This is a genomic window from Streptomyces sp. NPDC002055 (assembly GCF_040296705.1).
GTDB lineage: Bacteria > Actinomycetota > Actinomycetes > Streptomycetales > Streptomycetaceae > Streptomyces.
Genome location: NZ_JBEOXS010000021.1, coordinates 92962 through 105011, shown reverse-complemented (window position 1 = coordinate 105011; position 12050 = coordinate 92962). Strand labels below are relative to the sequence as shown.

Annotated in this window: 9 protein-coding genes; 5 read left to right on the top strand and 4 right to left on the bottom strand. The window is 71.8% G+C overall.

Translation table 11 applies throughout. The annotated features are described in order from the left end of the window. Positions 1-62 precede the first annotated feature (62 nt). A complete protein-coding gene (locus ABT112_RS15750) occupies positions 63-1178 on the bottom strand; it encodes an ABC transporter substrate-binding protein (protein ID WP_351509759.1) in 1116 nt (371 codons plus the stop codon). Positions 1179-1436: 258 nt separating this feature from the next. Between ABT112_RS15750 and ABT112_RS15745 the strand changes: the two genes are divergently transcribed. The 3 genes from ABT112_RS15745 to ABT112_RS15735 all read left to right on the top strand — a co-directional run bounded on the left by ABT112_RS15745 (position 1437) and on the right by ABT112_RS15735 (position 3876). Then, a complete protein-coding gene (locus tag ABT112_RS15745) occupies positions 1437-2120 on the top strand; it encodes an ABC transporter permease (RefSeq protein ID WP_351509757.1) in 684 nt (227 codons plus the stop codon). Next, positions 2117-2791, top strand: a complete 675-nt coding sequence (locus ABT112_RS15740; protein WP_351509755.1) for an ABC transporter permease — start codon at positions 2117-2119, stop codon at positions 2789-2791. Before ABT112_RS15745 ends, ABT112_RS15740 begins: the two co-directional genes overlap by 4 nt. Positions 2792-2964: 173 nt before the next feature. Further along, entirely contained in the window at positions 2965-3876 is a 912-nt protein-coding gene (locus tag ABT112_RS15735; protein WP_351509752.1) for an ABC transporter substrate-binding protein, read from the top strand. An 89-nt stretch (positions 3877-3965) separates the two neighbouring features. Here the strand turns inward: ABT112_RS15735 and ABT112_RS15730 are convergent, their stop codons facing one another. From ABT112_RS15730 to ABT112_RS15720, 3 genes are all read right to left on the bottom strand, one after another. After that, complete coding sequence (locus ABT112_RS15730; RefSeq protein ID WP_351509750.1) at positions 3966-5384, bottom strand: family 2B encapsulin nanocompartment shell protein; 1419 nt, start codon at positions 5382-5384, stop codon at positions 3966-3968. Positions 5385-5625: 241 nt separating this feature from the next. After that, positions 5626-7038, bottom strand: coding sequence for a family 2B encapsulin nanocompartment shell protein (locus tag ABT112_RS15725; protein ID WP_351509749.1), 1413 nt, complete (start codon positions 7036-7038; stop codon positions 5626-5628). A gap of 389 nt (positions 7039-7427) precedes the next feature. Beyond that, the gene (locus ABT112_RS15720) at positions 7428-8804 is read right to left on the bottom strand and encodes a helix-turn-helix domain-containing protein (protein ID WP_351509746.1); all 1377 of its coding nucleotides are present in this window, start codon (positions 8802-8804) and stop codon (positions 7428-7430) included. A gap of 129 nt (positions 8805-8933) precedes the next feature. On the opposite strand from ABT112_RS15720, the gene ABT112_RS15715 reads away from it, so the two are divergent. Both ABT112_RS15715 and ABT112_RS15710 read left to right on the top strand, forming a co-directional pair. Next, positions 8934-10232 carry an alpha/beta fold hydrolase gene (locus ABT112_RS15715; RefSeq protein ID WP_351509744.1) on the top strand — a complete coding sequence of 433 codons (1299 nt, stop codon included), beginning with the start codon at positions 8934-8936 and terminating at the stop codon, positions 10230-10232. Between the two features lie 430 nt (positions 10233-10662). Next, on the top strand, positions 10663-11991 hold the full coding sequence (locus ABT112_RS15710; RefSeq protein ID WP_351509743.1) for a M64 family metallopeptidase: 1329 nt from the start codon (positions 10663-10665) through the stop codon (positions 11989-11991). Positions 11992-12050 lie beyond the last annotated feature (59 nt).

Sequence of the window (12050 nt, the reverse complement as noted above, 5' to 3'; positions counted from 1 at the left end):
GGCCGTCCGCGCCGCGACCGTCCGGACGGCCGTCCGCCGCGAGCAGCTCCCGCCGCGATGCCTCAGCGGGACATGGCGCGCGACCAGCCGCGGGCCACGACCTTCTTGGCCTCGACGGTCTGCGTCTCGCTCGGGAACCGCGGCACGCCTTCGACCTCCGGCAGCCAGGCGGCGGCGATCTCGTGCAGCGTCCCGTCCGCCTTCATGGCGTCCATGAGGACCGGGCGCGCATAGCCGTCGAGCCGGTGGTTCTGGCCCTCGGCGCTGAACAGGTACTCCTGCCACAGGCGGGCGGCCGCCGGGTGCGGGGCCTCCTTGTTGATCGCCTGGGTGTAGTACTGGGCGAAGACGCCGTCGGTCGGGACGGAGACCTGCCAGTCCATGCCCTTGTCACGGAACTGGTCGGCGTAACCGGCGTTCAGGTAGTCCCAGTCGACGCTGATGGGCGTCTTGCCGTTCGAGACGGTGGCTGGGGTCGACTCGACGGGGTTGAAGTTGCCCCGGCTCTTGAGCTTCCGGAAGTAGTCCAGGCCGGGCTCGATGTCGTTGAAGGAGCCGTTGTTGGCCAGCGCCGCCGCGTACACCACCCCGAAGGCCGAGCCCGACTTGTTGGGATTGCCGTTGATGGCGACCTTCCCGGCGTACTCGGGCCGCAGCAGCTGGGCGAACGACTCCGGGCAGGTCTCGACCCGGTTGGCGTCGCAGCCGATCGAGATGTAGCCGCCGTAGTCGTTGTACCAGCGGGCCCGCGGGTCCTTGTGGGTCTTCGGGATCTTGTTGAACGGCTCGACCTTGTAGGTCGCGAGCAGGCCCTCCCGGGCCGCGTCCCGGGCGAAGGAACCGCCGACATCGAGGATGTCCGGTGTGTGGTTCTTGCCCTTCTTGGCCTTGACCGCCTTGATTTCGTCCTCGCTGGACCCATCAGGGTTGGCCACGTGCACCGTGATGCCGTACTTCTTCTCGAAGCCGTCGATCAGGTCGCCGTAGTTCGCCCAGTCGCGCGGGATGGCGACCGCGTTCAGTCGCCCCTCCTTCTTCGCCGCGGCGACCAGGGCTTCCATCCCACCCGCGTCCTCGGCTGAGGTGGCGACCGAGGCGTTCTTGCTCTCGACGGCATCCTTCGTCAGGGCGCCACAGGCGCTCAGGGGCAGGGCCGCAAGGGCGAGGCAGCCGCTCAAAGCGACAGCTTGGGCACGATGGGCGATCACAAGGGGCTCCCAGGACTCCGAACAAGGCTGCAAAAGACAACTGCACAACTACACGCTGTGTCAATAACAGGCCAGTGAACACAGGTCGACAGCGTGTGTAAAGGGGTGAGGGTGCCGGAAGCGGAACGCCGCGGCTAGGTCCGGTTCAATGGGGCACTGGTGCGTCTTGGCGCCCCGAACGGACGAACCGGACGCGCGGCGGCGCGGCCCCCGGGCTGCAATGGGGAGGTGACCGCGACCCCGGACGACTGTCTCGCTCACAACGACTGGATCTGCGGCGCGTATCTCGGCACCCGCCGCGAGGTCCTCCTCGACGCGCTCCTGGAACACCTCCGCATCACCTCGGCAGCGGTCGGACTCGCCCTTCTCCTCGCCGTCCCGCTGGCGCTCCTCGCCCGGCGCCGCCGCTGGGCCGCCCCGCCCGTCCTCGGCGTCACCACCGTGCTCTACACCATTCCCTCGCTGGCCATGTTCTCGCTGCTCCTGCCGCTGTACGGGCTCTCGGAGGCCGTGGTCGTCGCCGGGCTGGTGCTGTACTCGCTCACCCTGCTCGTCCGCAACATCCTCACGGGCCTCGACGGCGTCCCCGCGGACGTCCGGGAAGCGGCCCGCGGGCTCGGCTACGGACCGCTGCGCCTGCTGCTCGCCGTCGAACTGCCGCTCGCCGTACCGGCCGTCATGGCCGGGGTGCGGATCGCGACCGTGTCCGCCGTGTCGCTCGCGACCCTCGGGGCCGTCGTCGGCCACGGCGGACTCGGCAACCTCATCAACACCGGCATGAACAGCTACTTCAAGGCCCAGGTGCTCACCGCCTCCGCGCTCTGCGTCGCCCTCGCCGTCGGCGCCGACCTGCTGCTGCTCGGCGTGCAGCGGCTGCTCACCCCCTGGCAGCGGCACCGGGCGGCCCGGTGAACACCACGGCGCAGGCGGCACGTTGGCTCACCGACCCCGCGCACTGGGCCGGAGCGGACGGCATCGGCAGCCGGCTCGCCGAACACGCCTGGCTCACCGCGGTCTGTCTGCTCGTCAGCTGCCTCATCGCGCTGCCGGTCGCCGTCGTCCTGGGACACCTCGGCCGCGGCGGCGTGCTCGCGGTCAACGTCTCCAACGTGGGCCGGGCCGTTCCCACGTTCGCCGTGCTGGTGCTGCTCCTGCTGAGCCCGGTCGGCCGGTACGGGGAAGGGCCCACGATGATCGCCCTGGTGCTGTTCGCCGTTCCGCCGCTGCTCACCAACGCCTACGTCGGTGTGCGGGGAGCCGACCCGGACATCGTCGAGGCGGCCCGGGCCATGGGAATGACCGGCCGCCAGCTGCTGTGGAACGTCGAACTGCCCCTGGCCATGCCGCTGGTGCTCACCGGTGTGCGCGTCGCGGCCGTCCAGCTCGTCGCCACCGCCACCATCGCCGCCCTCGCCGGAGGCGGCGGACTGGGGCGGATCATCACCGCCGGCTTCAGCCTCGCCAGCACCCCGCAGGTCATCGCGGGCGCGGTGCTCGTGGCCCTGCTCGCCCTGGGTGTGGAAGGGGCGTTCGTCGGCGCGACACGGCTGGCGCCCGCCTGGCTGCGCGGGCGGACGGGATGAGGCCGACGGTTCGCAGCAGACCGGCGGTCCGCAGCAGACCGGCGGTCCGTAGCAGACCGGCGGTCCGACGAGATTCGGCGGTCCGAGAAGGCTCGGCGGTCCGACGAGATTCGGCGGTCCGAGGAGGTTCGGCCGTCCGCAGGAGGCCTGCGGCCCGCGTCGGCACGGTCCTGATGGCCGCCCTGCTGCTGACCGGCTGCGCGACCGGGCCCGCCCTGGAACGCCGGGGCGAGGTCACCGGAGCCCCGCGCGGCGGCCGGCACCTCACCGTGGCGTCGGCGGGCTTCACCGAGAGCGAGCTGCTGGCGCAGATGTACGCCCTGCTGCTCGGCAGGGCCGGGTACCGGACCGACATCCTGACCGTCGGCAACCGGGAACTCTACGAACCCGCCCTGGAGAGCGGCCGGATCGACGTCGTCCCCGAGTACGCCGCCACCCTCGCCGACTGGCTGCGGGCCAAGCAGCACGGCCCCGACGCGAAGCCCGTCGCCTCGCCCGACCTCGGCGCCACCCTGCGGGCCCTGCGGCCCCTCGCCGCCGCCCGCGGTCTCACGGTCCTGGAACCGGGCCGGGCCGTCGACCGCAACGCCTTCGCCGTCAGCCGCTCCTTCGCCGCCCGCCACCGGCTGACGACCCTCTCCCAACTGGGCGCCTCCGGCCTGCGGGTGCGCCTGGCGGCCGGTGACGAATGTGTCCGCCGGCCGTACTGCCTGCCCGGCCTGCGCCGCCGGTACGGCATCCGGGTCACCGGAGTCGACCCCAAGGGCGTGGGCACCACCCAGGCGAAACAGGCGGTCGCGTCGGGCCGGGACCAGCTGGTGCTGACCACCAGTACCGACGGCACCCTCGACAGCTTCGGCCTGGTTCTCCTCGCGGACGACCGGCAGCTGCAGAACGCCGACCACATCGTGCCCGTGCTCCACGCCGGCCGGGCCCGCGACGCCCGGGCCGTGGACGCGCTGAACGCGCTCAACCGGGTGCTGACCACCGAGGACCTGACGCGGCTCAACGAGCAGGTGGACAGCTGGCGCCGGCTGCCCGCCGATGTGGCCCGCTCGTACCTCCGGGAGAAGCGGCTCATCTGACGCCCGAGGTGCGGCAGCAGCCGCGAGGCGGCATGCGGCGCGGCGGGGGAGGGAGACCCCGCCGCGCCGCATGCACCGTCCCGGGCGCGTCACCCGTCCTGGTGGCCGACCTCCACGTCCTCCAGGATGCCCAGAGCGTCCGGCACCAGGACGGCGGCCGAGAAGTAGGCGCTCACCAGGTAGGAGATGACGGCCTTCTCGTTGATGCCCATGAACCGCACATTGAGCCCCGGCTGCACCTCGTCCGGGATCCCCGTCTGGCGCAGGCCGACCACGCCCTGGTCGGCCTCACCGGTCCGCAGCGCGAGGATCGAACTCGTCCGCGCCTCGGTGACCGGGATCTTGTTGCACGGCAGCAGCGGAATGCCCCGCCAGGCCCGCACCTGCTGCCCCATGTACTCCACCCCCTGCGGGTAGAGACCCCGGCAGTTGCACTCCCGGCCGAACGCCGCGATCGTCGTCGGGTGCGCCAGCAGCAGCTGCGTCTTCCGGCGCCGCGAGATCAGTTCGTCGAGGTCGTCGGGGGTGGGTGGGCCGCTGCGGGTGTGGATGCGCTGCTTGAGGTCGGCGTTGTGGAGGAGGCCGAACTCGCGGTTGTTGATGAGTTCGTGTTCCTGGCGTTCGCGGAGGGCTTCGACGGTGAGGCGGAGCTGTTGCTCGACCTGGTTCATGGGTTCGTTGTAGAGGTCGGCGACGCGGCTGTGGACGCGGAGGACGGTCTGCGCGACGCTCAGTTCGTACTCGCGCGGCGCGAGCTCGTAGTCCACGAACGTGCCCGGCAGCGCGAACTCGCCGCTGTGCCCCGAGGCCAGCTCGATGGCCGCCTCACCGTGCTTGTTCTGCGGGAGCCGGGGCGCCGCGCGGAACTCCTCCAGATGCGCCTGGAGCGCCTCGGACCGCGCGGTGACCTCGTCCAGCGCGTGCCGGGGGAGGGCCAGCACGGTGCAGGTGGTCGCGGCCCGCAGGGTGAAGGGCCAGTCGCCGCCCTGCCCGGTCAGCAGATCCTCGCCGACGTGGTCGCCGTCGGCGACGACGCCCAGCACCGTGCGGTCGCCGTACTTCCCGGTGCCCAGCTTGTCGGCCTTGCCGTGCGCGATGAGAAGGACGCGGTCCACCGGCTGTCCGGCTTCCACGATCGTCTGCCCCGCGGCGATCTCCCGCTGCACGAACCGGTCGGCCAGCGCCTCCAGCACCGAAGCGTTGTCGAAGGAGCGCAACTGGGGGAGCTCCCGCAGCTCGGCGGGGATCACCCGGACCTCGGCGCCGGTGGTGACGAACTCGACGCGCCCGTCCCCCAGTGTGTGGGTGAGACGGCGGTTGACCCGGTACGTGCCGGCGGTGACCTCGGTCCAGGGCAGCGCGCGCAGCAGCCACCGTGAGGAGATCCCCTGCATCTGGGGGACCGACTTGGTCGTGGTGGCCAGGTTCCGCGCCGCGGCGGTCGCCAGACTGAGCTGAGGCTGCTGCCCGTCCTCGGAGGCGGAACTCATTTCCACAGACGTGGTCATCGGGGAATGTCACCCATTTCTGTGCGGTACGTGTCGTGGAACAGCCGATTCGGCACCGGCTGTTCACGGGAAAAGCTCGCTGTTCATGGGAAAAGCTCGGCTGCGCACCGGACCGTGCCGGTGCGGCGGACAGCATGGGAATCGGGTCCGCTGTGCTGTCGTTGTGCGGGGAATCTAGTGCGAGGAATCCTGCGCAAGGAATCCTGTGCGCGGAGTCCCTGTGCGGGAAGAGGGTGCGGGCCTAGTGCCCGACTTCCACGTTCTCCAGAATTCCCATGGCATCCGGGACGAGAACCGCGGCGGAATAATAGGCGCTCACCAGATAGGAGATGATGGCCTTTTCGTCGATCCCCATGAAGCGCACCGAGAGGCCCGGCTCGTACTCGTCCTCGATCCCGGTGCGGTGCAGCCCGATGACGCCCTGGGCGGCCTCGCCGGTGCGCAGCACCATCATGGAGCTGGTGCGTGCGCCGGTGACGGGGATCTTGTTGCACGGGAAGATCGGCACGCCGCGCCAGGCGGGGACCGAGTGCCCCTGGACATCGACCGCGTCCGGGTGCACCCCGCGCCGGTTGCACTCCCGGCCGAAGGCGGCGATGGCCTTCGGATGCGCCAGGATCAGCCCTGGGTCCTTCCACACCGTGGCCAGCAGTTCGTCGAGGTCGTCGGGGGTGGGTGGGCCGCTGCGGGTGTGGATGCGCTGCTTGAGGTCGGCGTTGTGGAGGAGGCCGAACTCGCGGTTGTTGATGAGTTCGTGTTCCTGGCGTTCGCGGAGGGCTTCGACGGTGAGGCGGAGCTGTTGCTCGACCTGGTTCATGGGTTCGTTGTAGAGGTCGGCGACGCGGCTGTGGACGCGGAGGACGGTCTGCGCGACGCTCAGCTCGTACTCGCGCGGCGCGAGCTCGTAGTCCACGAACGTGCCCGCCACCGCCGGCTCCCCGGTGTGGCCCGACGCCACCTCGATGGCCGCCTCCCCCTCGGCGTTCCGCCGCCGCTGGCGCGGGAGTTCGGCCCGGCGGCGCAGATGGCCGCGCAGCGCCTCCGCCCCCTGTGCCACCTCGTCGAAGTCCCGCCGCGGCAGGGCCAGAACGGTGCAGGCGGTGACGGCCTTCAGGCTGTACGACCAGTCCGCCTCGGGAGCCGCGATCGCCTGGTCGCCGAAGTGCGCGCCGTCGGCCAGCACCTCCACCACGGACTGCTCGTCGTACGGCCCCGGGGCGAGCTTCGTCGCCTTGCCGTGCGCGATGAGGAAGAGGTGGTCGGCGGGGCGGCCGGCCTCGGCGATCACCTCACCGGCCGCGTACTCGCGCTGTACGAAACGGTCCGCCAGCGCGTCCAGCACCTCGCTGTCGCCGAAATCGCGCAGCAGTGGCAACTCGCCCAGCTCCGCCGGGATGACCCGCACCTCGGCCCCGGTCGTGACGAACTCGATCCGGCCGTCCCCGAGGGTGTGGCTCAGCCGGCGGTTGACCCGATAGGCGCCCCCCGGCACCTGGACCCACGGCAGCAGCCGGAGCAGCCAGCGTGAGGTGATTCCCTGCATCTGTGGAACGGACTTGGTCGTTGTCGCCAAATTGCGGGCAGCTGCCGTCCCCAGGCTCAGCTGCGACTGACCGTCCTCAGCGGAAGAATTCGAATCCACCGACGTGGTCATAATGGACGCCCACCCATCTTTGTGCAGAAGACTTTCTCGGCGAGAAATCGATATCCGCCGCGGATAACTCCGCGGCGGGAACCGTTTGTCGCCGCCAGTGAAGCTATCAGCGTCCACCGGAACTCCGGAATCGCTCGAACGAGTGGGTTGATCTTCGAATTACCGAGCAGACATGGGTGCTTGGGCAGGCGTGCGCCGGAGCGGCGGCGCACCCCGACAGGGCGGAGACAGTGACAGTTCCGAGCGGCAGTGGTGGTGGCAGGGGCGGTGGCAGCGGGTGGTGGCGCCAGCAGTAGCAGTAGCAGTAGCAGTAGCAGTGGCGGCCGACGCGACAACGGCCCCACCACCGTGCCGGGCTCCTGGGTGGCGAGGCCGGGGAGGGCGACCCCTCACAGCGACGGTTCGGCCGGACCCGTTCCGAGCGTGGTGGTGCCCGGTGCGGGCCGGTGGCCGAGCCCCGTCCGGTACGCGTCGAGCGCCGCCTCGGTGCGCCCCTCGCGGCGTAGCAGATCACCGAGGAGCCGGCAGATGTCGGCGAGGTCCCCCGCCGCGCCCGAGTGCTCCAGCAGGGACAGGGCCTCGCAGTAGTGCCGTTCCGCTTCGTCGGCCGCACCGCCGTCGTCGGCGATCATCCCCAGCAGCCGGTGGGCGCCCGCCGCGTGCACCGCCCCGCGCTCCGGGCCGAGCGCGGCGCCGATCCCGTCGAGCATCCGCCCCAGCAGCGCCGCCGCCTCCTCGCACCGGCCGCGCCGCCGCAGGACGTCCGCCAGCTCCACCTCCACCTGCGCCGTGAACAGCTGGGCCCGCTTGGACGCCAGCATCTCCCGGGCGGTGCGGAGCTCGGATTCGGCCGTCTCCAGATCCCCGTCCTGCGCGTGCACATAGCCGCGCATCCAGTGGCAGTGCGCCAGCTCGGTGCGGATATGCAACTGCCGGTAGAGCTCCTGCGCCTTGGTGAGCGAGGCATCGGCCTCCGCCACCCGGCCCTCGGCGATCATGGCGCGGGCCACACCGCGGTGCATCCGGGCCACCAGCGCCGGATCGCTGATGCTGGGGGCGAGCGCCAGCGCGAATTCGGCGCTCTGCGCGGCCCGGGCGTAGGCGCCCATGTCCATGTACGGGGCGATGGCCGCGCTGTGCAGCAGCGCCAGCGCGTCCGGGTCGTGCAGGCCGCTGCGGTTCAGCTCGTCGATCGCCGACTCCAGCAGGTAGCAGGAGTAGCGGAGCTCCCCGGTGAGCAGATGGGCGACGGCGCGGCCCCGTACGGCGGCGGCCCGGCGCGGCAGGGGCTCTTCGGCCAGCAGCAGCTCGGCCGCCTCGAAGCTCTCCCGGGCCTCGGTGAGCTCGCCCAGGTCCAGCGCGCAGTCGCCGAGGGCGATCAGCGCCTCCGCCCGCTCCGCCGTGAAGCCGTGCCTCTCGGCGGTGACCAGTAGTCTGCGCACCAGCTCCGCGGCATCCGTGGCATCCCCCGCGCCGAGCAGCTGCCGGGCGTCGGTGAGCCCCAGACGCAGTTCGGTGGCGAGGTGCGCGGGCCGCCCGGTGGCCAGTTCGTCCACGCTGGTGCCCAGCCGCTCCGCGAGGTGGCGCAGCGCGGTCTCGGAGGGCCGGACCCGGCCCGACTCCAGGGTGGAGATGTAGGCGGCGGTGTACTCCGGTTCGGCCAGTTGCCGCTGTGTCAGTCCGAGCTCGGTGCGCAGTCGCTGCACCCGTCGGCCGATCCCGGAGTCCCCGGCCCGGCCGCCGCCGGCACTGGTGCTGCTCGCCATCCGTCCCGTCCCCCTCAGCGGTCGCCCCTCGGGCCCCCTGGCCGGGAGCGGCCCCACTGGTTTGATCCGCCATTAAGGCTAGTTAACTATGGGCTTAATGGCCATGGGTGCGACGGACCAGGAGGACAATTGACCAGCTACCGGCAGCCGGGACTCGTGCTCACGGACCATCACTTCCAGGTGCCCCTCGATCACGCCGCACCGGACGGCGAGCAGCTCGAGCTCTACGCCCGCGAGGTGGCGGCCCCGGGCCGGCAGGACGAGGAACTGCCCTGGCTGGTCTACCTGGAGGGCGGCCCCGGATGCGGCGCCCGGCGGCCCGTCGGGGCCACCGACTGGGTGCAGCGGGCCGTGCAGGATTACCGCGTCCTGCTGCTCGACCAGCGCGGAACCGGCCGCTCCACCCCCGCCTGCCGGCAGACCCTGCCGCTGCGCGGCGGCCCGCGGGAGCAGGCCGACTACCTGGCCCGCTTCCGCGCCGACGCGATCGTGGCGGACTGCGAGTGGATCCGCCCCCGGCTGACCGGCGGCGCGCCCTGGACCGTGCTCGGCCAGAGCTACGGCGGCTTCTGCGCCGTCCACTACCTCGGCGCCGCCCCCGAGGGCCTGCGCGGCGCCCTGATCACCGGCGGTCTGCCCTCGCTCGACGCGGGACCGGACGAGGTCTACCGCGCCGCCTATCCCCGGGTCGCCCGCCGCAACCGCGCCCACTACGCCCGCTACCCGCAGGACGTCGAGGCCGCCCGGCGGATCGCCGGCCGGCTGCGCGAACACCCCGCCGAACTGCCCGGCGGCCACCGCCTCACCGTCGAGGCCTTCCAGTCGCTGGGCACGCTGCTCGGCGGCACCGGCGGATCCCACCGGCTGCACTACCTGCTCGAGGGCGCCTTCGTCCGCACCGCGTCCGGCCCGCAGCTGTCCGATGCGTTCCTCGAAGCCGTCCGCGGGGTGCTCTCCGGCGCGGCGAGCCCGCTCTACGCCCTGCTCCACGAGTCGATCTACGCACAGGACGGGGCCGCCACGGACTGGGCGGCGCAGCGGGTCCGGTCCGAGTTCCCGGAGTTCGACGCCGGACGGGCCCTGGACGCCGGGGAGCCGGTGCTCTTCACCGGGGAGATGATCTACCCCTGGATGCTCGACACCGACCCGGCCCTGCGCCCGCTCCGGGACACCGGCCGCCTGCTGGCCGAACGCACCGGCTGGGCACCGCTGTACGACCCGGAGCGGCTCGCCGCCAACGAGGTCCCGGTCGCCGCGGCGGTGTACCACGACGACATGTACGTGGACGCCGCCCACGCCCTGCGCACCGCCCGCGCCATCGGTGGCCTGCGCAGCTGGGTCACCGACGAATTCGAGCACGACGGCGTCCGCAGCAGCGGCACCCGCGTCCTGGACCGGCTGCTTGCCCTGTCCCGCGACGAGGCGTGAAGCCTCGCGATGAGGCGTGAAGCCCCGGGACGGGGGCGGGGCGTCACGGGATGGGACGGGAGTCAGACCGGACGCCGCTCGCGCCTGGCGGGGCCGGACGCTCCTCGACAGCCGTTCGGGTGGGGCATCGACCGGGATGCCGGCACGGCGGCCGGGGCGCGCGTCGGATCATGAACACCGCGCGAACCCTGACCGGTTGAGCGAGCGTCAGTGTAAGTGCATGTCCATTGCCCGGTCGGCTACGGAGTATCCGATGCATGTCGTCTGCGATGCGGCGGCCACCCGAGCAAGCTGACGAGCTCTCATCAACTGTTATGTGACAGCCCATTGCCGCTCACTGCTGTGCCCTCTAGGTTGACTCGCTGATTAACAGCGCTTACATCGGCGCTTATCAGCATGCTCCGTCCCCGCCCCACCCGGGAGGAACGCAGTGTACATAGGCAGATTTCGTGCGGCCGTCGGGCTCGTCACCGGACTGGTGCTCGCCGCGGCCCCGTTGGCGGCCGCTTCGGATTCCGGGGCGGCCGCTGTGCCGTCCGGCCGGGACCGCGCCACGCACCGGGTCGAGTACTTCCCCTCTCCGGCCGCCCATCCCCGCACCGTCGAGGTGCCGGCCCGCGCTCCCGGGCGGATCGGCCGCGGAGCGGGCCCGGTGGCGGGCGACGGCGAGGTGACTCCCGTTGTCGAGAACGGCCCGACCGAGGAGAAGCTCGACGTCGTCGTCATCGGTGACGGCTACACCGCCGACGAACTCGCCCGGTTCCGCACCGACGCCCGGGAGAAGTGGGACGAGATCACGGGCGTTCAGCCGTACAGCACCTACCACAACCTCTTCAACGTGTGGGCGGTCGACGCGGTCTCCCGTGACTCGGGCGTCTCCGGCGACCCGGACCAGGAGACGGTCAGGGACACCGCGCTGCACAGCTACTTCTGGTGCGACGGCCTGGAGCGGCTGCTCTGTGTCGACACCGACGCCGTCGAGCGCTACGCCGCCCACGCGCCCGAGGCCGACCTCGTCGTCGTGGTGGCCAACAGCGCCAAGTACGGCGGTGCCGGGTACAACGACATCGTCTCCCCCTTGGGTTACGAGGGCATCGCGACCGTCGCCGGGGGCAATGAGCGGTCGGGCCAGGTGGCCGTGCACGAGACCGGACACTCCCTGGGCAAGCTCGCCGACGAGTACGTCTACGACGAGTACGGGGAGTACACCGGGCCCGAGCCGAGCGAGGTGAACACCTCCACGCACACCGCGGACGAACTCGCGGACCTGCGCGTGAAGTGGTTCCGCTGGCTCGGAGATCCGACCCCCGACGGCGGGCTCACCGGGACCTTCGAAGGGGGTGGTTACCACCCGCGCGGTCTCTACCGGCCCAGCGAGAACTCGATCATGCGCACCCTGGGGCGGGAGTTCAACAGCGTCGGCCGCGAAGCGATGATCGCGGGTTTCTACCGGCACGCCACCGTCCTCGCCGGCAGCCCCGCCACGGACCGTCGGCTCACGCGCCGGGACACGGTCCGCCTCCGAGTGCCCCGGCTCGCCGGGACGCACCGGCAGCCGGCCGTGCGCTGGTACCTGGACGGCAAGGAGGTCAGGCGGCTGCGCGGGGAGCGGACCGTGGCCGTGCGGCGTGTCATCCCTCCCTGGGACCGGCGCCTGCACCGGCTCACGGCCGTCGCCCACGACCCCACGCGCGCGGTCCGCGACCCGGCAGTCCGCGCCGAGCTGACCGACGTCCTCACCTGGCGCGCCGGTCGCTGAGCCGCACGCCCGGCGCCTCCCACGCGTCGGCCGTACCGGGCGGCGGGGCGCCGACGCAT